The 22408-nt window shown below is 37.0% G+C and carries 20 protein-coding genes, 3 tRNA genes and 1 pseudogene; 8 read left to right on the top strand and 16 right to left on the bottom strand.

Annotated elements, in window-relative coordinates:
- Positions 1-56: 56 nt before the first annotated feature.
- The 6 genes from DD829_RS15490 (at position 57) to DD829_RS15465 (ending at position 2376) form a co-directional block, all read left to right on the top strand.
- A complete protein-coding gene (locus tag DD829_RS15490) occupies positions 57-1343 on the top strand; it encodes an N-acetylmuramoyl-L-alanine amidase (RefSeq protein WP_165796587.1) in 1287 nt (428 codons plus the stop codon).
- A gap of 57 nt (positions 1344-1400) precedes the next feature.
- Positions 1401-1475 (top strand) — tRNA-Glu (locus DD829_RS15485).
- Positions 1476-1485: 10 nt separating this feature from the next.
- Positions 1486-1806 carry a hypothetical protein gene (locus DD829_RS15480; protein WP_076391800.1) on the top strand — a complete coding sequence of 107 codons (321 nt, stop codon included), beginning with the start codon at positions 1486-1488 and terminating at the stop codon, positions 1804-1806.
- Positions 1807-1873: 67 nt separating this feature from the next.
- Positions 1874-2128 (top strand): 30S ribosomal protein S20, encoded by a 255-nt coding sequence (rpsT, locus tag DD829_RS15475; protein ID WP_076391798.1) that lies wholly within the window; start codon positions 1874-1876, stop codon positions 2126-2128.
- A gap of 11 nt (positions 2129-2139) precedes the next feature.
- Positions 2140-2211 (top strand) — tRNA-Glu (locus DD829_RS15470).
- Between the two features lie 93 nt (positions 2212-2304).
- A tRNA-Glu gene (locus tag DD829_RS15465) sits at positions 2305-2376 on the top strand.
- 144 nt (positions 2377-2520) lie between these two features.
- On the opposite strand, the gene DD829_RS15460 is transcribed toward DD829_RS15465, so the two are convergent.
- The 12 genes and pseudogenes from DD829_RS15460 to DD829_RS15405 form a co-directional block, all read right to left on the bottom strand.
- Complete coding sequence (locus DD829_RS15460) at positions 2521-3462, bottom strand: transporter (RefSeq protein WP_108409503.1); 942 nt, start codon at positions 3460-3462, stop codon at positions 2521-2523.
- 7 nt (positions 3463-3469) lie between these two features.
- Positions 3470-4546, bottom strand: coding sequence for a cytochrome-c peroxidase (locus DD829_RS15455; protein ID WP_108409504.1), 1077 nt, complete (start codon positions 4544-4546; stop codon positions 3470-3472).
- Positions 4539-5366, bottom strand: a complete 828-nt coding sequence (locus tag DD829_RS15450) for an MbnP family protein (protein ID WP_108409505.1) — start codon at positions 5364-5366, stop codon at positions 4539-4541. Before DD829_RS15450 ends, DD829_RS15455 begins: the two co-directional genes overlap by 8 nt.
- A 41-nt stretch (positions 5367-5407) precedes the next feature.
- Positions 5408-6646 (bottom strand): T9SS type A sorting domain-containing protein, encoded by a 1239-nt coding sequence (locus tag DD829_RS15445; RefSeq protein WP_123906885.1) that lies wholly within the window; start codon positions 6644-6646, stop codon positions 5408-5410.
- A 431-nt stretch (positions 6647-7077) separates the two neighbouring features.
- Positions 7078-7443: a hypothetical protein gene (locus DD829_RS23370; RefSeq protein ID WP_123906883.1), complete on the bottom strand. Its 366-nt coding sequence runs from the start codon at positions 7441-7443 to the stop codon at positions 7078-7080.
- Positions 7444-7887: 444 nt separating this feature from the next.
- Positions 7888-8547: pseudogene (locus DD829_RS15435) on the bottom strand (superoxide dismutase); the annotation flags it as partial.
- Between the two features lie 110 nt (positions 8548-8657).
- Positions 8658-9338 (bottom strand): SCO family protein, encoded by a 681-nt coding sequence (locus tag DD829_RS15430; RefSeq protein WP_108409508.1) that lies wholly within the window; start codon positions 9336-9338, stop codon positions 8658-8660.
- On the bottom strand, positions 9325-9600 hold the full coding sequence (locus DD829_RS15425) for a YHS domain-containing protein (protein ID WP_108409509.1): 276 nt from the start codon (positions 9598-9600) through the stop codon (positions 9325-9327). The genes DD829_RS15430 and DD829_RS15425 overlap by 14 nt, the downstream gene beginning before the upstream one ends.
- Positions 9601-9831: 231 nt before the next feature.
- Positions 9832-10194, bottom strand: a complete 363-nt coding sequence (locus tag DD829_RS15420) for a hypothetical protein (protein ID WP_108410331.1) — start codon at positions 10192-10194, stop codon at positions 9832-9834.
- 643 nt (positions 10195-10837) lie between these two features.
- On the bottom strand, positions 10838-12790 hold the full coding sequence (locus DD829_RS15415) for a heavy metal translocating P-type ATPase (RefSeq protein WP_116547908.1): 1953 nt from the start codon (positions 12788-12790) through the stop codon (positions 10838-10840).
- A 44-nt stretch (positions 12791-12834) separates the two neighbouring features.
- Positions 12835-13254, bottom strand: a complete 420-nt coding sequence (locus DD829_RS15410; RefSeq protein WP_087706550.1) for a Fur family transcriptional regulator — start codon at positions 13252-13254, stop codon at positions 12835-12837.
- 157 nt (positions 13255-13411) lie between these two features.
- A complete protein-coding gene (locus tag DD829_RS15405) occupies positions 13412-14704 on the bottom strand; it encodes a hypothetical protein (protein ID WP_108410958.1) in 1293 nt (430 codons plus the stop codon).
- A gap of 469 nt (positions 14705-15173) precedes the next feature.
- Here DD829_RS15405 and DD829_RS15400 point away from each other — a divergent pair, with 469 nt between their 5' ends.
- Positions 15174-16157 carry a helix-turn-helix domain-containing protein gene (locus DD829_RS15400; RefSeq protein WP_116547907.1) on the top strand — a complete coding sequence of 328 codons (984 nt, stop codon included), beginning with the start codon at positions 15174-15176 and terminating at the stop codon, positions 16155-16157.
- 42 nt (positions 16158-16199) lie between these two features.
- On the top strand, positions 16200-16607 hold the full coding sequence (locus DD829_RS15395; RefSeq protein WP_108410003.1) for a type II 3-dehydroquinate dehydratase: 408 nt from the start codon (positions 16200-16202) through the stop codon (positions 16605-16607).
- 65 nt (positions 16608-16672) lie between these two features.
- Here the strand turns inward: DD829_RS15395 and pckA are convergent, their stop codons facing one another.
- The 4 genes from pckA to DD829_RS15375 form a co-directional block, all read right to left on the bottom strand.
- Complete coding sequence (pckA, locus tag DD829_RS15390; RefSeq protein WP_116547906.1) at positions 16673-18292, bottom strand: phosphoenolpyruvate carboxykinase (ATP); 1620 nt, start codon at positions 18290-18292, stop codon at positions 16673-16675.
- A 130-nt stretch (positions 18293-18422) separates the two neighbouring features.
- The gene (locus tag DD829_RS15385; RefSeq protein WP_108410784.1) at positions 18423-19325 is read right to left on the bottom strand and encodes a GYDIA family GHMP kinase; all 903 of its coding nucleotides are present in this window, start codon (positions 19323-19325) and stop codon (positions 18423-18425) included.
- A gap of 13 nt (positions 19326-19338) precedes the next feature.
- On the bottom strand, positions 19339-20214 hold the full coding sequence (gene fabD, locus DD829_RS15380) for an ACP S-malonyltransferase (RefSeq protein ID WP_076391774.1): 876 nt from the start codon (positions 20212-20214) through the stop codon (positions 19339-19341).
- 70 nt (positions 20215-20284) lie between these two features.
- A complete protein-coding gene (locus DD829_RS15375) occupies positions 20285-22228 on the bottom strand; it encodes a LysM peptidoglycan-binding domain-containing protein (RefSeq protein ID WP_185140321.1) in 1944 nt (647 codons plus the stop codon).
- Between the last annotated feature and the right edge of the window lie 180 nt (positions 22229-22408).

Here is a 22408-nt window from a genome sequence, read left to right as displayed (position 1 = left end):
ATATTTATATGTATACAATTAAGGCTCAAAATTAATATAAATTTTAAAACTGTAAGATGCACAAAGTAAATTTTAAAATAATTTTATCATTTCTCTTCATCCTGTTTACCAACTTTATTTTTTCGCAAAAGAAATTTACCATTGTTTTGGACGCCGGACATGGAGGAAGTGATTACGGAGCTAACAGAACCTACACCGATATCGGAAGGATCTCCGAAAAGGATGTAACGCTTGCCATTACGCTTAAAGTGGGGGCAATGCTTGAAAAAAATAAAGATTTTAAGGTAATCTATACACGAAAGATCGACGAATATCCTTCTTTATCGGACAGAACCAATCTTGCGAACAGAAGCAAAGCGGATCTTTTTGTTTCCATCCACTGTAATTCTTCCAAAAGACCAACCGCGTACGGAACCGAAACTTATGTACAGGGACCGGATCAGAATGATACCAATCTGGAAGTGGCAAAAAGAGAAAATGATGTGATCTTTCTGGATGAAAAAGATAAGCAGACCTTCGGTTCTTATGATGCAAGCTCTCCGGAATCTTTAATAGCCCTGAAACTTCAGCAAAGCAAATATCTGGAATCCAGCCTTCTTCTGGGCGGATTGGTAGAAAATAATTTTGTGAATAAGGACAAAAGAAGTTCCCGCGGTGTGTTCCAGAAAAACCTGCACGTTCTGCGTATGAATGCAATGCCTTCCGTATTAATTGAAACCGGATTCATCAATCATCCCGAAGAAAGTCATTATCTGGCTTCTGAAAAAGGACAGGATGAAATTTCCGAAAGTATTTATCAGGCAATTATTGATTATAAAAAAGCGATCGACAGAAAATCGGGTGTTTCAGCAGTGGTGAAAAAACCTGAACCGGATAAACTGGCGGAAGTAGCGCTGAAAAACGATTTCCGAATCTTACTGTTGAGTTCTCCGGAAAAACACAACGACGGCGATCCTGCTTTAAAAGGGTTAAATTACATTCTGCCTATTAAAGAGAACGGACAGTACAAATATTATTACGGGGTTACCAACCTTGCTTCTGTAAGAGATATCAACATTAAAACGGCAAAAGACGCCGGATTCCGTAATGCATATGCGGTAGGATTCATGCCGAACCAGAAATTAAGCACCGGATACTACACCATTGAAGTCTATGTGGGCGAAAAACTGAATGGAAATTCTTTCATTCTTCAGACCCTGAAAGATGTGGAAAGAAACAAAGAAAGCGGCGTTTTCTATTATACCTACGGAAAAGTGTATACTTTGGAGGATGCGGTGAAATTGCAGAAAGATCTTGAGGCTAAAGGAATTAAGAATACCGTAATTCAAAAAGTTTTCAAATAATAAAAAAATAATTTTGAAGTTAAAAAGTTAATTATTACTTTTGCAACCTCAAAATTTGGCCTATTCGTCTAGTGGTTAGGACTCAAGGTTTTCATCCTTGCAACAGGAGTTCGATTCTCCTATAGGCTACCAAATTTATATCATGCCGGATTTAAAAATACAAGAAGCTAAATTGCTTTTTAAGAAAATCCACTCTAACCCAAAAAGTTATGATTTAAAAATCAATGAAGACGGGATAACAGGCAGTGATGATAAAATAAGTTTCAGACTTGACAGGACTGGAGAAAGGGTCACTTTTGAAGTAACGATTGACGGACTTACCTTCACCAATACCACTGGAGAATGGAACAATGCGATGGTAATGCTGAAGAGCACCATCAAAAAATTAGAAAGAGAAGAAGAGAATATTAAAATAGAACAGGCAATAGATAAACTCAAAAAATATTTATCTGAAGAAAATTAAAAATTTTTAAAAATAAATTTGGAGGATAAAAAAAAAGTTTTTACTTTTGCACTCACATTTGAACGATATGGCAAATCATAAATCAGCATTAAAAAGAATCAGACAAAACGAAGTAAGAAAACTTCGTAACAGATACTACCACAAGACTGCTAGAACAGCAATGAAAGTGTTAAGAAATGAAGAAGATAAGGCTGCTGCTGCAGAGCAATTGCCAAAAGTTATCTCTTTGTTGGATAAATTAGCTAAGAAAAATATTATCCACAAAAACAAAGCAGCTAACTTAAAAAGCAAATTAACTAAGCACGTTAATAAACTAGCTTAATAAGTATAGTTGGCCCGTTCGTCTATCGGTTAGGACCTCAGATTTTCATTCTGGTAAGAGGGGTTCGATTCCCCTACGGGCTACAAAACTTAATTACTACTCTAACCTGGTAATTAATAAGAGTTGAAACTTATAAAAACAAAAACTAACCCTGCGATTATTCGCAGAAATTAGATGGCCCGTTCGTCTATCGGTTAGGACCTCAGATTTTCATTCTGGTAAGAGGGGTTCGATTCCCCTACGGGCTACAAAAGAGATTCATTATTGGATCTCTTTTTTGTTTATTCATACTATTTAATTCACCTCATCCTTCATTACGGTATTCTAAATTTGAAAAAACAAAAACCTCCACTATACAATGAAGGTTTTTAAGAAGAATGAATATCTTAAATCTAAATTCCGAAATTTACGAAAACGCTGAACCGGGATCTAGCTTCAATATCTCCTCCGGCAAGATTTGTGTAAGCAGGAAGCATTACTTCACTTCCCAAACTGAATTTTTTGTAGGAGGCTTCAAAACCTAACTTTCCGTACAAAGCGCTTCCGGCGGTTTTAGGCATTACTTCTCCGAACTGTCTGTTCCAGTCGTAGACTTCCCCCTGCATTCCAAATTTTCCAGAAAGAATGCTGTTTTCATTTTTCCAGAGTCTGTAAAATCCTGTTGCCGCATAATTCCACTGGTTTCCGAAACGGTAATGTTTTTTATTTTCTGTTTTTAAAGTATAATCGGTGTTCAGCAATACCGCCAGTTTATCTTTCTGAAATTTGTAATTCAGAACCATCTGATAATCCCAGCTTCCTGTTCCGAGCTGAAAACTCGGATTTACTCCAGTGATTCCTTTTTCATCGAATCTTCCGATCGGAATTTTCACGCCGAAACCTCCGTTCAGTTGGTGAGAAGAATCTTTGGAATCGATGATCTGGTAAATTCCCATCACATTCGCATCTCCGATTCCTTCAATTTTTATATCTCCCTGTAACGTTTTTTTGGTGTGAAACTGAAACGGAATACTTGCATACACACTTACATTTTTAGCAACCGGAATTTTTCCCCAAAGCTGAACCGTATTGAAATACTGATCCTGCGTAAGATCATTGACGAATAAATTTTCTTTCGCTCTGTAATGCTGTGCAAAATATTTAACCCCGATAAACTGAGGATTCAGCAAAGATTCAAATCCGGAAGAACCGTTTCCTGCGGCGCAGCCACATGCATCACAATCATCAAAGACCATCGGACTAAATTCTTTAGGAATAAATAAACTGTCATGGATTTCTTTTGCCTGACTGAAAAAACATCCGGCTAAACCCAATGTTAAAAATACCTTCTTCATAATTTTATTATTCTGCAAATTTTGGATTCGTTATAAAAGTTTTATCGCTTAACGTTTTCAGAAATGCGATGATGTTCTGTTTTTCAGAAGCGGTCATAGGAATTCCGATGTGTCCGTTTTGTTTCAGCAACGGATCAAGGTTGGGCTGGTTTTCTACATTATCAGAATAAAAATTCATAACCGCTTCCAAACTGTAAAGTCTTCCGTCGTGCATATAAGGTGCTGTATATTCTACATTTCTGAGGCTTGGAACACGAAATTTCATATTATCATTCCAGTCCAGCGTTACACGATATCTTCCTCTGTCGTCAAACTGCTGATTATAATACATTCCAGTATTCCGGTAGCTTTCATCGGTAAATAAGTCTCCCGAATGACAAGTTGCACATTTATTCTGAAACAGAGCCATCCCCTGACTTTCTTCAGCCGTGAAAACGGCGTTTCCTTTTTTCATCCGGTCGTACTTTGAATCGGCAGAAATCATGGTTACCATAAACTGCGAAATGGCTTTGAGGATTTTTTCACCGGTGATATTTTCGTCCCCGAATGCGGCTTTAAACATTTTCTTGTAATTCGCATCGGCATTTAATTTTGCTACGGCTTCAGGAAGAGAGCTGTCCATCTCAAAATCTGTGGTGATCGGAACCAAAGATCTTTCGTCCAGATTGTGACCGACTCCGTCCCATGTATAATTTTTCAGAAATGCCATATTCTGTATTGGCGGTGCATTTCGGATGCCTAACCTGTCATCGATTCCATGGCTCACCGTATGACCGTGGTGCGTGAAAGCATATTCCTGAATATGGCAGAATCCGCATGAGATGGTATTATTTCTGGATAATTTCCCTTCATAAAAGAGTTTTTTTCCCAATGCTACTCCATTCACTGTGACCGGATTTCCTGTAATATCGAAAGTGATGTCCGGAAAACCCGCAGGTTTGTCGAGACGATAGGCTTCATCTTTTGGCAAAGGTTCAATAACCTCATCGCCTGTGCAGGAAGTTAATGCAAAAGCCAGAAAAAACAGGAAAATCCAAAGAGAGCCGGATTGCCCTCTTTTGGATTGCTGAAAACAATTAATCATTGTGAACGTGGTCTACTTTAAACATTTTAGAAATATTATTGGTAACATTCACCAAATGCTGGTTTGATCCCATTGCCGTGTCGTTAGAAGTATCCAATGTTAAAGCAGTCTGTCCGCTCAGATATTGGTTAAGATCCGCTAAAATGTGAACCGATGGTTTAATCTGTTTTGATACTCTTGCCGTTGTAGGAAAATCAAGGGTAATTTCACGGTAAAGATCTGCAGTGTTGTTTGCTGCAGTATTCCCCATATTTCCACAGTGGTTCATGAATTCTGTAGTGGCTGAAGAAGTTCCGTATTTACCTTCCAGTTTTGTGAAGATGTATCCTGCCGCCCAAGACCAAGCCATTCCTGCGGTTTTTGCTTTCTGCCAGAAAACGCCCTGTCCGCTTTGTCCCAAAAGATAAGCGGACTGACTAATTCCTAAACCGATTCTTACTTTTTTGTAATTGTTTTTAGGAACTTCTTTCAGGTTGATGTAATTAATTCCGGCAACAGCTTCTGCCTGATCTACGATAAAAGCTCCGTTGTCGGGATCGTTGTAATGGTATTTGAATTCTCCTCCGTTTTCATCGATTAAAGTGATGTTGCTGATTACATATTTCAGGGTTGAAAACTGGTGTTTTTGTCCGTTAACGGAAGTTTGTGTAGTCTGGTTTAAAACGATGTCTCCAAGGTTATTGAATCCGTTTTCGAATTTTAGCTGTAAACTTCCCGGAGTCGTGTCCAGAACTTCTTCATCGTCATTATTGCTGCAAGATGAAACGGTAAATAATGTAATTGCTACGAAAAGTAATGATAAGAATTTGTAAATTTTCATTTTGATTAAATTTAATTGTAAAAATTATTGTTGTTTAGTATTTATTTTTTGATAAATTTTAAAGTTTCATGTTCTTTTTTCCCAAAAAGCTGAAGGAAGTATACTCCCGGTTCTAAACTCTGAACCGTAAGTACAGAATTGTTTTTAACGGAATTGTTTCCTGTAACATCTCTCCCTGAACCATCAAAAATTTTGATGCTTTCAATCTGATATTTCGCAGTTATATGAATGACCTCATCTGCCGGATTAGGATATATGGAACTGGAAACGGTATGCTTAATCTCATCCTGAGTAGAAAGTGTTCCGTTGAAGATAAATTTCTGGATGCGGTGGTTTCCCATGTCTGTAACATAAAGATCTCCGTTTGGCGCCACAAAAACTCCTCTTGGACTTTTGAACTGATCTGCTCCGCTTCCATTTCCGTTTCCTCCTGCAATTACATTTCCAATGGTCTGTCCTTCTTTCCAGGAAAGGACTCTTCTTCCTGTGTATTCAGCAATAATCATTGTTCCGTCATTCATCATAAAAATACCGTTAGGTGCTTTCATTTGATTATTAGCGGTTCCGGAGCCATTGCCTCCCACAACTGTTACTGCATTTGTACTGCCTGAAGAAAATTTCTGTACCCTGTTGTTAATATAATCTGTTACATAAAGATTCTCATTGTTGTCTACATAGATGGTTCCGTTAACAGAAGGATTGGCTAACTGATCTGCATTTGCGCCATAAGTACCCGCAGCAGCCAAAGTTCCGGAAGAATCTCCTATTGCCCATTTCACAATTCTGCTGTTTCCTGCATCAACAATATAGAAGGTGCTTCCTCTGAGATAAAATCCACCGGGCTTGTTTAGTTGATTAAGTGCTGCTCCTTCTCCATTTCCTCCGGCAACAGTAATTCCTGTTACGGCATTGGGTTCCCACTTTTGAATTCTTGCATTAAACGAATCCAGAACATAGATATTATTATTATCGTCTACCCAAACACAAGTAGGAGTATTAAGCTGATTGGAATTACCTCCCGAACCATTTCCTCCGGCAACAGTAACTCCCTGATTTAATGCCGAATCCCATTTTACAATTCTATGGTTTTGGGTGTCTGTAATGTATAGATTGCTGCTGCTATCAATAAAAACAGAGTAAGGAAAATTAAGCTGGTTATTTGCACCGCCCGCTCCGTTTCCTCCGGCAACGGTAATCCCCTGAGTATTCCACGAATATTGCTGGGAGAAAATAAGATTGAAAAAAGAGAAAACTATTACAGATAATATTTTTTGAAACATATCTTTATAAAATTTCGATCCGGGATATTTTTGCACCGGATATATATTAAACAAATAAGAGAATCGGCAAAATGCTCTAATGAACTGATCTGTAAAAATCAATTATGGAAACGAAACGATTTCTTAAACCCATTCTGTTATGAGCAGATCCCGATTCTCTTGAAGAAAAAAGTTTTGTTGATATTTTTGAGGAATTTTCTGAACACTATTTTACAGGATTTTTATAAAAAACACAGTTTTTATTTTCAGCATTGCGTATCCTCTGAAATATAAGGAGACCAAAGCCCAACGATTACAGCCATAGCATTACAGCTAAATGTTTAATTTCATGCAATTGCTGAACATTGACACTGTAAAACAATATCAGAAAAACCTTTATAGATTGTCCGGAAAATTATTCTTCTGCATTTTCAGAAACAGAAGAGATTATATTACACTAATGGAGGATGAAAAACCTGAAAATAGTGTAAATGATGATAAGAATCGGCTTTGAATGTACCGACAGTATTTTTCGGAATATTTGATTTAACGATGAAGCTGTCGTCTAAACTTTGATTTACGATGAAGATATCTATGGAATTCAGACTTATTTTCTGACTGCTTTTGTTTCCCTGCTCCTGAGTTTTTGAGAGTTTTTTTGAAAGGTAACATTTACCGTTACACATTAACTCTGGCTTCATTCTGTTTTCACAAAGTTCTTTAGTTATATAGTCGTAATTAACTGTATAATCTATAAATGGCAATATCGGACGTATTGTCATCTGAATAATCATGAAAATAGAAATGATATATTTCACGGAGCAAATTTAATAATACTTTTTGTTTTGTTATATGATATTAAACATAAAAAGGCAACTTACAAAAATTAATAAGCTGCCTTTTATGTCAATCAATTAATCTTCATCCTCAGCAGAACACAATCCTACAATTGTATGGAAAGTATCGTGCAGAGCAGTAAGAGATTTTGTAATATTTGCATCAGAATCTTTTTTCTTAATTTGTTTTTCAAGATCCTGACTGTCCTTCGCAAGTTTTGCAATGGCTTCCTTCACGCCTTTTTTGTTAAATTCAGCAGGAACAGCCGAAGTTTGCAATGCTTTTGCTTTTGCCGCCATTTCTGCTGCTCTTGTTTTGATAGGCTGAAGATTGCCTTCTTCCGCAGGATGGAAAGTCTGAGACATCACGGTGTGAAAATCTTTCATAGCCTGCCAATCATCGAATTTCCCTTTTTTTGCTTTCGTTGCTTCTTCGTATCTTCTGCTGATTTCTTTCCAGTTAGTTACGTTCCAGATCGCTGTTAAATAATCTGCTCTTTTGTTCTGATATTTCAGGTAATACGCGTGTTCCCAAACATCGATCCCGAAAATTGGGGTTCCCTTTTCTTCTACAACGTCCATTAAAGGGTTATCCTGATTGGGTGTTGAGGAAACAAATAATTTTCCACTCTTATCCACAGAAAGCCATGCCCATCCTGATCCGAAACGGTCAGCTCCTGCTTTTGCCATCTTTGCTTTAAAAGCATCCATGCTTCCGAATGTTTCGTTGATTGCTTTTGTCAGTTTCGCAGAAGGCTGTGTATTTTTTTCCGGGGTTAAAACGGTCCAGAACAACTCGTGGTTGTAATGCCCTCCTGCGTTATTTCTTACGGCAGCCGGTAATTTTGAAGCATTCGACATGATCTCGAATAAGGTCTGTTTTTCCTGCGGCGTTCCTGCGATTGCCTTATTCAGATTCGCAACATAGGCTGCTGCGTGTTTGGAATAATGAATTTCCATTGTCTGTGCGTCGATATTTCCTTCCAACGCATTGTAAGCATACGGCAACGGTGTCTGCTTAAACTGTGCAAACGCAAACTGCGCTGCAAAAACTGCACTTAGGGCAGCTACTTTCAAAATCTTCATAACGTTTTGTTTTTTGTGGTTTATTTTGGCTGGGTGATGGGTGATGGAAGCCTGAAGTTCTCTACATACTCCATAAAACTTCCAGCCTCTAACTTCCATCTTCCAAATCTCTATTTCAATAATTTCTTAATATCCTCTATTAATATTTCTCTGTCGGGATGGTATTTTCCGGTAAGCTTCGGCGTTTTACCTTCCTGATCTTCATAATTTAATCCCGAATAATACAAAATCGGCATATTGTCTTTATTGTACCGGCAACGGATATTTCCTTCCTGATCTACAAGAGCAATCATTCCGCTGTGATTAAGGCTTTCGCTTTCGTCTTCTTTATCTCCGACATAGATATTGAACTGATCTGCCAGTTTCCCAATATAATCTCTGTCTCCCGTAAGAAAATGCCAGTTCGGAGATTTTACTCCGATTCTGTCGGCGTGTTCTTTTAATGTTTTCGGCGTATCATTTTCCGGATCGATGCTTATGGAGATGATTCCGAAACCGGGATTGTTAATCTCCTCTTCAATGGCTCTCATGTTAGTGTTCATGACCGGACAAATCGTCGGGCATTTGCTGAAGAAAAATTCTACCAGATAAACTTTTCCGAGCATGTCTTTATTGGTAACGGTTTTGTTGTTCTGATCCGTTAATGTAAAGTCCGGAACTTTCATTACGGTGTACAGATTTTTTTTGAAATACCCCATTCCGACACCGATCCCCAGAAAAAGCAAAGCAATAATTACAATCGGAACGATTACTTTGCTTTTGGAATTGCTGGTCTTTTTATTTTTTGGCATATTTCTCAGGATTCTTTTTGAATTCGTCTTTACAGTAAGCACTGCAAAAACCGTACGTTTTATTTTTATAGACTGCCGTATCTTTCATATCGGCTTCAGTGGGCATATTGCAGATGGGATCTACCGCATTGGCAAATTTCACTGTTTTTGTTCCGGAATTTGCGGCTATTTTTGCTTTTTTATGCTTTACTTTAGGGGTTTCCTGTGCACATGCCATTAATGAAACAGACAATAATGCTGTTAAAATAAGTTTTGATTTCATTTTTATTTAAATTGAAATTAATAATATTTGAATGAAAATTGATTGAATTTTAAACTAATTTAATACTTACTGAATTAATTTTAAACCATGAAGAACATTGAAGAAGTTAAGTCTTATTAAGAAATCATATTGATTTCAAGCTTCTGATATAATATGAAGCAATTCTCAAACTCTTAAAAGCTTATTGAGATTTATCCGTTAAAATAATTACTGAAAATGTAGTTTTAAACTCTAAACTAAAGGAGGATGGAATATTCTGGAAAAATATTCTGAAGTATGGAAATTGATATAACGCAAGTCTGAGTTTTTGTTTAAAACACTCAACTGACTGTTATCTGAAAAGGAAAGTATTTCATGGGAGATAAATACATCAAGTCCTGAAATTTTTACTGTCTGATTGGTATTGGACTGTTTTTCTGTTTTTGCCAATTCTTTGGCAACGTAGCATTTTCCTTTGCAGGTGGATTGTGGAATGTTTCTGTTTTCGCAAAGGTTTTTTACGATGTAGTCATAATTAACGGCATAATTAATCAAGGGCAAAACGGGACGTAATGCAATCGTAAAAATGATAAATATGGAAACGAAAAACTTCAATGATGTATTCTACTTTACAAATATACTAATGAAATTTTGTTTTTAAGATAGATTATGATGAAAGTCAGTTTTGGCAATGGTTTAATTGGACGCTTTATTTTCGTAGAGATTTCCCAGATCACACCCCTTTGGATATATAATTTAACGCATTAAAAATATGCGGCATCTGTGAAATCTGCGGGAGTTTTCATAATTTATTAACCACGGATTGCACGGATTTTCACAGATGAATAAAAATGCTTTATGATGATTAAAGAAATCTGCGAAATCTGCATAATCTGCGAGAAACTTTTTATTTTCTCCCGCGGATTTTGCTGATAATGATGATTATTATTTTACCACGACTCCCCGATTTTTCTGCGTAATCCGCATAATCTGCGAGAGCTTATATTTTCTCCCGCTGATTTTGCAGATAAAGCTGATTAATATTCTACCGCGAAAACTACGGATTTTCATAGATGAATAAAATACTTTATGATGACTAAAAAGAATTGGCGAAAAATAAATTTTGGCTAAAGCCGAATTGAAAAATTTATCCTTGCAAACGGGCTAAAGTCCGTTCCTATTGATGATTAAACAGCTTTTTGACAATATATTCGCAATACAATAAGTTTCTATCATCCTTCTTCCCTCTTCCAGCTTATTAAAACTTCATCCGTTGAATTCTTACCGCATTTAAAATGGCAAGTAAAGCGACTCCGACGTCGGCGAAAACGGCTTCCCACATGGTTGCCAAACCTCCTGCTCCGAGAATTAGAACAACCGCTTTGATGGAAAATGCCAGAATAATATTTTGCCACACAATTTTCTTTGTCTGTTTTCCAATGTTAATGGCCATTGGGATTTTACTCGGCATATCATCCTGAATGACAACATCGGCAGTTTCAATCGTAGCATCACTTCCCAATCCGCCCATTGCAATTCCGACATCGCTTAACGCAACAACAGGAGCATCATTCACTCCGTCGCCTACAAAAGCAACGGTTTGATTTTTTGCTTTTATTTCCTTCACTTTATTCACTTTGTCTTCGGGAAGCAGATCTCCGTAAGCGTTCTGAATGCCTAATGTATCGGCAACGTGTTTCACGACAGAGGATTTATCTCCGCTCAGCATTGTGGTTTTTACCCCTAAAAATTTTAATTTATTAATGGTTAATTGTGCATCTGCTTTAATGGAGTCTGCAATCGTTAAATACCCGACAAACTTTTTATCATACGCAACAGCGATTAAAGTATACACCATATTTTCAGGCTGAACATCGTATTTGATGCTGAATTTATCCATCAGTTTGAAGTTTCCGACCAACAGTTCTTTTCCGTTGATGAATGCCTTTAAACCATAACCTGCGATTTCTTCCACATTTTCCAAAAGGATCGAATGATCGACTTCTCCCACATATTGATGAATAGCCGTTGCAACAGGGTGAGAACTTTTACTTTCCAGAGCATTGACGAGTTTTAAAATTTCATCTTTATTAAATTCATCATTAAAATTAACTTCCTGAACTTTGAATACGCCTTCCGTCATCGTTCCGGTTTTATCCATCACTGCATTCTGAACGTTTGCCAAAATATCTAAAAAATTGCTTCCTTTAAATAAAATTCCGTTTCGGCTTCCCGCTCCGATTCCTCCGAAATATCCCAAAGGAATAGAAATCACCAACGCACACGGACAGGAGATCACAAGGAAAACCAATGCTCTGTACAGCCAGGCTCTGAACTGGTAATCTTCTACAAATAAATAGGGTATAAATGTGATTCCGATTGCAAGAAATACAACAATCGGGGTGTAGATTTTAGCAAATTTCCTGATGAATAATTCAGTGGGAGCTTTTTGAGCAGTCGCATTCTGAACGAGTTCTAAAATTTTGCTCAGTTTGCTGTCTTTATAAGCGGTTGTCACTTTTACTTCGCTTACTGTATTAAGGTTGATCATTCCGGCCAGAACAATTTCGCCTTTTGTTTTGGTATCGGGTTTACTTTCTCCGGTTAAAGCAGAAGTGTTAAATGAGGCGGTTTCAGATGATAATTCTCCGTCTAATCCTAATTTTTCTCCGGATTTTAACTGAATGACATCTCCGATATTTACTTTTTCGGCTTTCATAATCTGAGATTTTCCGTCTTTTAAAACCGTCACTTCATCGGGACGCTGATCGAGTAAAGATTTGATATTGCTTTTGGCTCTCGTTACAGCCATTGACTGAAAAACCTCGCCAACTGAATAAAAAAGCATGACCGCAACTCCTTCCGGATATTCTCCGATGGCAAAAGCGCCGACAGTAGCGATTCCCATCAGGAAAAATTCAGAGAATATGTCTCCGTTTTTTATGCTTTCGAACGCTTCTTTCAAAACCGGAAGACCAACCGGAATATAGGCGATGAGATACCAAACCAGACGAATCCAGCCGGAAAACCATTCAGCTTTGATGAAATGATCCAAAGCGATTCCTATTAATAACAATCCAAAAGAGATGATTGCAGGAAGAAACATCCTGAAAACAGACTGATCTCCCGTCTCATGAGAATGATCGTGGTCGTGACCTTCATGATGATGTTGGTGTTCTTTTTTCGGTTTTGTGCTGCAGCATTCTTCCATAAGTTAAATTTTTATTCAAAATTACAGACAAAACCCGTGCAATACTATTGCAAACTTTCCAGACAGTTTTCGCAGATTCCTTTAGCGAAGAGCCTTATTTCATCGATCCTGAATTGGGTCTGAATGTTTTCGGGAAACGAAATATCTTCTTTACAGGTGGTCTGTTTGCAGATTTTACAATAGAAATGAAGATGCCAGTCTTTGTGGGTATGTTCATCGCATCCATCGTGGCACAGCTTATATTTTGTTGTCGTATTTTCCTGAATGCTGTGAACAATTCCTTTTTCTTCAAATGTTTTTAAGGTGCGGTAGATTGTGGTGCGGTCTGCATTTTCAAAATGATTTTCGATTTCGGATAAAGAAAGGGCGGCTTCCTGAGAACTCAAAAAATCGTATACCAAAATCCTCATGCTTGTAGGTTTGGTATTTTTATTTATTAATTTATTCTCAATGTCCTTTTTCATACGATTCTATTTAAAATATCCATTTCAAAGTTAGTGGTTTTAAAATTTGTTTATGTGAATGTTCATTCTATTTTAATAAAAAAAGCTAAACAGCAAAAAAGAGCGGTTCATTACAAACCACTCTTGAAAAACACACTGCTTCAAAAATATTGAAGTTTTAGTATAATCTTTGGATGGATAGATAAATCACCCTCATATTATCTGCTGTACTGGTTGTATTCATATTATCAACCGTAGGAAAATAATAGACTCTGTACCATTTATCATCTAAAGAAAGGTCCATTGTAAGTACTTCCTGATGTCCGCCTTCCCCGCTTCCTGTTGTTCTTGGTGTTGTAGATCCTAAGATATCATTATATCCTACTCCATAGTAAATTCCGTTATCGAGTTCCATGTATGCAGAAGGAGCAAGAGTAGCTCCTGAACCTGTAGGTGTACTTGGAGCCAAAAGATAATTTGAGGCATTAAAACGGTCTACGTTGGTTAAGGCACTAAACCACAGTTTCACCGGAGATGAAGATGTATTTACCAGTCTTGGCCACATCGTTACGCTTCCGTTTCCTCCGTTGGAAGCTCCGTTGAACCATGCATCAAGTCTTATTTTCCCTCCGATAATCGGCAAATCTGTAACAAAAGCACTCATCCAGCCAGAGACATTTGCGGAAAATCCGGCTTTATAAAATACGAGATCTCCGGGAGCCAGTCCATCTCCTGCTCCAATTACGGCATTACATGTTTTGCCTCCGATATTTAAAGAAAATGTGGTTGTAATGGGACTTGTTACGGTAGGTGTTCCGGAAACGGTATAACTCAGCGTTCCTGAGCCGGAGTTAAAATTTCCTGCGGATAAAGTTGCAGTCAGTCCGTTTACAGGACCTATCGTCTGTGCAGCATAAATTCCTCCGTTTCCTCCGGTATAAGGAACATTCATTGTTCCGGTGTAAGGAACACCTGTTGTGTATGTACTCGGAGAGAGGGTAATTCCGTTACAGGTAATTGCCCCTACTGTTCCGGGCGCTAAAGATCCGTTATTAAAGGTTCTCCACTCTGTTCCGTTCCAAAAAACATAGCCGTTATAGACTAATCCTCCGGTTCCTAAATTGTAAACCAAGAGTCCTGTTGCCGGAGAAGGGATGGTTGTCTGGTCTGTCTGTGAAGTTAGCGCTGCTTTCGGACCCAAAAAGCCTTTCTTGCTTCCTGAAGCCAGTCCGTCCACATTCACGTCCAACAGTGCAGAAGAATTCGGCGAGTTGGTTCCAATCCCAACATTACCGGAAGAGGTTACCACAAAATCATTTGCCTGTTGTGCAGCCGTAGGATTTCCTGTTGACGGATTGTCTTTCGCCCCGTCTACATGGAAAACCCCTTTTGGATTAGAGGTATTAATCCCCACTTGGGAATAAAAAAGATTAAAAGAAGCGATAGTAATGGATAAAATAATTTTTCTCATAATAATGTTTTAAAGAGTTTTTGAAAGGGGTCTTTTTCAATTGGGTTTCATTTGTTGTTTTTAGAGTTTTATAAACCTGATTTATCTTGTTTAATTTTTCTCTGATAATGTATTCTTCGTTTTAGACTGATTTTTCTAGAATTCCGGACGATGTGTTTAATTTAATATTCATTATCAATTTATTTTTTTCTAATTTTGAATAATATCTTTCTTTTTGTTTGTAATAAATAAAAAGATGTTTGCACCTTATCACGAAAAAACCTTATTCTAAGGAGAATTGATTTGACATATTTTTTTAGTTAAAAATTGTTTTGCAAAGTTATTCTCGTTGATAAATCAAAAAAAGACATGTGTAAATCATAATCTTGAAAATGATTTATAATGATTATATTTACCTACATATCAATGCTTTAAAAAAGTCATTTATGGTAAATGACTGCTTAGATTATAAAATGAAGTAAAAATACGGATGGGTACAAAACATGAACAAATTGAAAAACTGAAGCAAGAGCTCATGGACAGGTATGTAATTCTCATGCTTATCATTTTAGCTTTTTTTATTTTTATTTTTACTTTTTACACTTATGATAATTTTCTGATCTGGTATTTGGGATCAGCATTATTTTTTCTTGGGTACACTTATTTTCTGATGAGAGGAAGATTTAAACAATCCACAATTGTTCATCTTCATCTGTTAATAGCGCCTCTTTTCAATATTTATATTGTTCTGGCTTTTTGGGATTATTCGGTGGTAAGTTTTTGCTGGTATCTTCCCATTCCAATGGGGGCATACATTTTCTTTTCAAAAAAAGAGGTTTTTCTTTATACGCTTTATACTGTACTTATTATTTTAGCCAGTTATTTTATTACCGCAAATTTCAATCTGGAATTTCCTGAACGTACCCAGAAAACGGTATTGTTTACCGATATTATCATCATTATTTCCAATATTTTAGTGGTTACGCTGCTTATTTATTATAAAGACAAAATAAGAAAGCTGGAAATTCTTTCGGAATTTGAAAAAACAGAAAAGACAATAATTGCAGAGGATAAAAAGACAACCGATATTTCTACAGAAAGTACTGCTGAAAACATAGAAAGTATGGAAAAACTTTTTTCCAGAATTGAAACTTCCATGAATGAAAAACTGTTGTTTAAAGATGTGAAATTCAATCTTTCTGCGTTAAGTGTTGCACTGGACGTTAACAACACTTATATTTCAAAAGCGATCCGTTACAAAGGGTATCCTAATTTTAACAGTTATCTGAATACATGCAGGGTAAATTATGTGAAAAAACTATTCACCGAAATTGATTTTCAGAAAGCAACGTTAATGTATGTGTACACGGAAGCCGGATTTTCGAACCAGTCGACTTTTAACCGTGCTTTTAAACAGATTGAAGGGATAACGCCTTCGGAATATTTCCAGAAACATCTTAAAAATACCATTTAATTGTGTTTTTAAAATGTGCTATCTTTGAATAAATTATTTTCAATGAAAATTCTTATAGTGAATGGTCCCAATCTGAATTTATTAGGAACCCGAGAGCCCGAAATTTACGGAACAGTTTCCATGGAGGATTACCTGAATCGTCTAAGAACCGATTTTCCCTCCCATCAACTGGAATATTACCAGTCTAATATTGAGGGTGAAATTATCAATCAGCTCCAGAAAGATGAATTTGATGCTCTGATTATTAATCCGGGAGCTTTTACGCATTATTCTTATGCTATTGCCGACTGTTTAAAGAATATCCGAAAACCAAAAGTTGAGGTTCACATCAGCAATATTTACAAAAGAGAAGAATTCCGCCAGAAATCTGTAACTGCGGCAAATACGGATGCTGTTTTATCCGGTTTCGGGATGGAAGGCTACAGACTGGCTGTTTTAAGTCTGAAATAATTTCCCTAGAAATTTTCAGGAATACAAATAAAAAAATCCTCATCGCACGATGAGGATTTCTATTTTTAGTTGGTTGTCTGCTCTTGTAACTGAGGGCCGGAAAGAATTAATTTTTTACCTTCTTCGGTGTTGCAGTACTGCTCAAAGTTTTTGATGTATCTTGAAGCTAAGTCTTTTGCTTTTTCTTCCCATTCAGAAGCTTCATTATAAGTATTTCTCGGATCTAAGATTCCTTCTGAAACATTTGGCAATGCTGTAGGAACTTCCAGATTCATAATCGGAATTCTTGTTTTCGGAGCATTTTCGATAGATCCGTCGATAATCGCATCGATAATGGCTCTTGTATCTTTCAGAGAAATTCTTTTTCCTGTTCCGTTCCATCCTGTGTTTACCAGATATGCTTTTGCACCGTGTTCTTTCATTTTCCCGATTAACGTTTTAGAGTACATTGTTGGGTGCAATGTTAAGAAAGCTTCCCCGAATGCAGGAGAGAAAGACGGTTCCGGAGAGGTAATTCCTCTTTCAGTTCCCGCTAATTTCGATGTATACCCGCAAAGGAAATGGTATTGTGCCTGATCTTCATCCAAAATAGAAACCGGAGGCAATACTCCGAAAGCATCTGCAGAAAGATACACGATCTTTTTTGCGTGTCCTGCTTTTGAAGGCAGAACAATTTTATTGATATGATAAATAGGATAAGAAACTCTTGTATTTTCTGTGATTGATCCGTCTGTATAATCTGAAATACCATTGTTTACGACAACGTTTTCCAAAAGCGCATCTCTTTTGATGGCTCTGAAAATATCCGGTTCTTTTTCTTCCGAAAGATCGATAACTTTTGCATAGCAACCTCCTTCATAGTTGAAAACTCCATTGTTATCCCAACCGTGTTCGTCGTCTCCGATCAGATATCTTTTAGGATCTGCAGACAAAGTTGTTTTTCCCGTTCCTGAAAGTCCGAAGAAAAGAGCTACGTCTCCTTCTTCTCCTACGTTTGCAGAACAGTGCATTGAAGCCATTCCTTTTAGCGGAAGGTAATAGTTCATCATTGCGAACATTCCTTTTTTCATTTCTCCGCCGTACCATGTTCCTCCGATAATCTGAAGTTTTTCAGTAAGGTTGAACATAACGAAGTTTTCAGAATTCAGTTCCTGTGCTTCCCAGTTTGGATTCGTTGTTTTAGAACCATTGATTACGGTAAAATCCGGCTCACCAAAGTTTTCCAGCTCATAATGAGAAGGACGGATGAACATATTGGTAACGAAATGTGCCTGCCACGCTACTTCAACGATGAACCTCACTTTTAGTCTCGTATCTGCATTGGTTCCGCAGAAAGCATCTACTACATAAATTTTCTTTGCAGCAGCAAGTTGGTTCAGCACTAAATCTTTACAAGACGCAAAAATTTCCGGAGTAGTCGGCAAGTTTACTTTCCCGTCCCAGAAAATCGTTTCTCTTGTAACATCATCCTGAACTATGTACCTGTCTTTAGGAGAACGACCTGTGAAAATTCCTGTTTTTACTGATACTGCACCAGATTCCGTAAGCTCAGCTTTCTCAAAGCCCTGATTTTCAGGAGAAACTTCAGCCTGATACAATTCTTCGTAAGACGGATTGTACACTACTTCGTAATTTCCTTTAATCCCTAATTTTTCTAAATCTTGGATGATTTTAGCGTGTTTCATTTTACTTATATTTTCTATTTCTTTTTTGGGTATAACAAAATTAAATATTAATTAATTGTTAAAGGTGGTTAAATATAATGATATAAGTCAGAATGACAAATAAAAAATAAACCTTGTAAAAAATTGAAAATCAAGCAATTATTTCAGACCATTCGAAAATTGTGTGAAAACCTTTTCCCCAAAAATAGTCCTTAAAGCCGTCAAATTTTGAGCTCATTACAAAATCTCCTCCCCAAGCTCCCAAACTTTTAACAAAAACAGGGCAATCTGGAAAAAATTTAGCCTTAACTGTAGGAATTTCAAGAAAATCCGATATTTTTTGCTCATGAATCAACATTAGCTCAGAAAATTTTTCCAATTCGCTGCATAGTAAAATATTTCTTGTAATATCCGAAAATTCATCAACCCTTTTTTGGGACTTGGTTTTAGACTTGTAAAAACTGATTCCTTCACGGCTGTCCTGTTTTTGATTTAAGTGAATAAAAATCAATTCATCTTTAAAAGAAGGATTAAAATTTACCTTTTCATATTTAATTTCAGGAACACTTTGATACAGCACTGCTGATTTCTCTTTTGCCACGGCAATATCATAACCGCTTCCGCCCAGACTTATCTTATTTAAGTAAAAAGGATCAATCTCTGCCCATTCCGCAAGATTGGTCATTAAAGTAGAACTGCTTCCTAAACCGTAATCTGCCGGAAACTGAAGGTTGGTCTTTAAATGGTAAGTAAAATTATTTTTGAATGTAATCGTAGAAAGTGACTGAACATTTTTTAGTGTCTTTAAAATAAATTCAGCACCCGATGGAATATTGGTTTCTAAAATCTGCCAGTTCTGATAATCGATGACAGCTTTCAGCCATAATTTATTCTGATGATAGGCTTCCCACACAATGAGAGATTTTTCATCATGAATTTCTTCAAAAGAAAACTCTTGTCCCAGCTTGGTAGGTACCGCTAAGACAAGAGCTCCGTCCATTGCGAAATATTCTGAAGTAAGCATCAGCTTTCCCGGTGAAAATATCTCGCCCATGATTTTTTATTAATTAGATTGCAGAAGCTACATCTACAGAAGAATCAATTTTCTTGATGAGTCCCTGTAATGTTTTTCCCGGTCCTACTTCCACGAAGTTATTGGCACCGTCTTTAATCATATTCTGAACAGACTGCGTCCATTTTACAGGACCTGTAAGCTGTGCAATTAGGTTTTTCTTAATTTCTTCAGGATCAGAAACTGCGGTGGTGGTAATATTCTGGTATACCGGAATGGTTGCTTTTCTGAATTTTGTTTTTTCTATTGCCGCAGCCAATCTTTCCTGCGCCGGCTGCATCAATGGAGAATGAAATGCTCCGTTTACAGGCAATAATAAGGCTCTTTTTGCTCCTGCTTCTTTCAGCTTTGCACAAGCTTCTTCTACAGAGGCTGTTTCGCCGGAAATAACCAACTGTCCCGGACAGTTATAATTTGCAGGAACGACAACTCCGCTGATTGATGCACAGATTTCTTCCACTTTAGCATCTTCCAGTCCTAAAATAGCTGCCATAGAACTTGGATTGGCATCACAAGCTTCCTGCATTGCTTTTGCTCTTTCGGAAACCAGTTTCAGACCGTCGTCAAAAGATAAAACTCCATTGGCAACCAATGCTGAAAATTCTCCTAAAGAATGTCCTGCAACCATTTCAGCTCCAAGACCGTTTACTGCTTTCAGGGCAGCAACCGAGTGGATAAAAATTGAAGGCTGGGTAACCTCCGTTTTTTTAAGATCTTCATCCGTTCCTCTGAACATCATCGAAAGGATATCAAACCCTAAAATTTCGTTGGCAGATTCCATCAGATCTTTGATGTCTTTTCTAGAATCGTACAATTCTTTTCCCATTCCTACGAACTGAGAACCCTGCCCTGGAAATACAAGTGCTTTCATGTATTAATTTAAAATATTATGCAAATATAATTATAATGTTAACAATATTCTTTAAAACACAATCAAATGATTAAGGAACCAATCTGATAACGCGGTACCCTGTGTTTACATAGGCTCCGTTTGCTTTGGACTTTACAAACTCAAATTTTGTGGCAAGCTGAGTCTGTACCTTATTCATCTGTTTGAAAATTTCTCCTTTTTTGTTTTCTCTGGTCAGCATATCATTCACGATATCAAAACCTACTATGGCAAACTTTGGAGGTGTTTTACAGTATTTATTTTTATAAGCGGCAAGAATTTCTTTTTCGAAGCTTCCTTCTGTATTGATCTTTCTGTCCATTAAATAGACAAGATTTGCCTGGCTAAGATCATCTACTTTTTTCTCGAAAACCGGAGCATAATGCATACTGAAAGCTTTTACTCCCTGAACTTCTTTGGATAAAGCGATTACTCTGTTGGCGAAAGCTTCACCTGCCGTATCACTATCACTTGCTAAAATCGCGATCACCGGAGCAGACTGTCCCGTCATCATATTTTTATCAAGCTGAATATCTGCTGATGAATTTACGATGGTGATGTTTGGATTTTTAAGCGTTTTTTCAAGACCAGCTTTAATGTAGTTGGCATTTTCTTTTTTAGAATCGGCAACCACATAAATTTTCTGATCCGAGAATGCAGATTTTACTTCTTCTACAATTTTATCGGCATAGGTCTGATCGTTGGTTTCCACAATAATCAGGTTGCTGTAGTTGTACAATTCCGGAGAGTTTGCAAATGGCGCAACAATCGGGATTTTCTGGTTTTTTGTGAAATCCAGAACATCTACAACGTTCGACTTGAAGAACGGACCGATAATTAAGTCTGTATTATCCGGATTTATCTGGGTTAATGAATTTCTGAACGAAGCTTCGTTTCCGGAATCCACAATTTTTATATCTAATTTTTGTCCGTTTCTGGCATTTCTTTCAATGGCAAGTTTTGCCCCCGTAAGAAAATCCAAAGCCATTGTACGATATTGTGTTTCTCCCGTGCTGTAGCCAAATGGAAGCATCATTACAACGCTTAACGCATCTCCGTTTTTCTTTACGTAGGCAGGATCCAGTTTTTTAATTTTCAGAACCATTCCCGTTTTAAGTCCTTTGGAAAGTTCAGGATTCAAAGCGGTTAATTCATCAATCGTGATTCCGAATTTATTCACAATCGAGAAAACGGTATCTCCCTGCTGAACGGTATATGTTACATAATCATCATCAGCAACGGTATTTGTTCCGTTTGTAGATCTTTCGTTTCCTGAATCTACTTTGGTTTTCGGATTTGAATTTTCTTCAAAAACATCAGCACCTGAGTTTTTCGTTCCTGCTTTTTTTATTTTAATTGTTTCCCCCGGTTTTAAACCTTTTTCTTCCAATCCGGGATTCAGGGCAAACAATTCTTCTTTTGTAATATTGAACTGTCTTGAAATTCTGTAGTAATTATCTTTCTGCTGTACAATATATTCGTCTTCTGAAGCTTTTGTAGTGTGAGTTTCGGCAACAGTTTCAACAGGTTTTTCTACCGGAGAAGTATGTACCGCAACATTTTGCTCTCCTCCATATTTCTTAATGCTTTCAAGAGGCAGGGTAATTTCATCACCTATTTTCATGTGAGCATCCAGTTCAGGATTCAGTTTTCTGAGATCTGTTTCGGATATTCTGTATTGTTTCGTGATTCCGTAGATGGTTTGTTTCGGCTGAAGAATAATTTTTCCAAGCTGAGAATTATTTACAGGCTTTGAAACAGCAGGTGTTTTTGATGAAGCAGAAGCTGCCTTATCATTTTTTACTGTAAGAACATCTCCAAGCGCCAATTTACCGTCTTTCACTTTCGGATTTAGTTTTAGCAATTCTTCTACAGTAAGTCCGTATTTTTTAGCAATGTTGTAAGGAGTATCTCCTTTTACAACGGTATGCGATTTCTGGGCAGACATACCCAAAACCATACATAAACTGGACAGAATAAAAAACCTCTTTATCATATTCGGTGATTATAAATGCAAAAATACTTCTTTAAAATTAAATGGCAATAATTATTAGTTTTGAAAAAAATTTCCGTTAAAATTCGGAGTGTACTCCGGATCAGAATTTGACTTTTTTAGTTATGCTCTAAATAATATGCAGTATTATATACCATGCTTTCGAGCTAAGAATTATTATCC

Source organism: Chryseobacterium sp. HMWF035, from assembly GCF_003094695.1.
Classification (GTDB): Bacteria; Bacteroidota; Bacteroidia; order Flavobacteriales; family Weeksellaceae; genus Chryseobacterium; species Chryseobacterium gambrini.
This window is presented reverse-complemented; position numbering and strand designations above follow the sequence as displayed.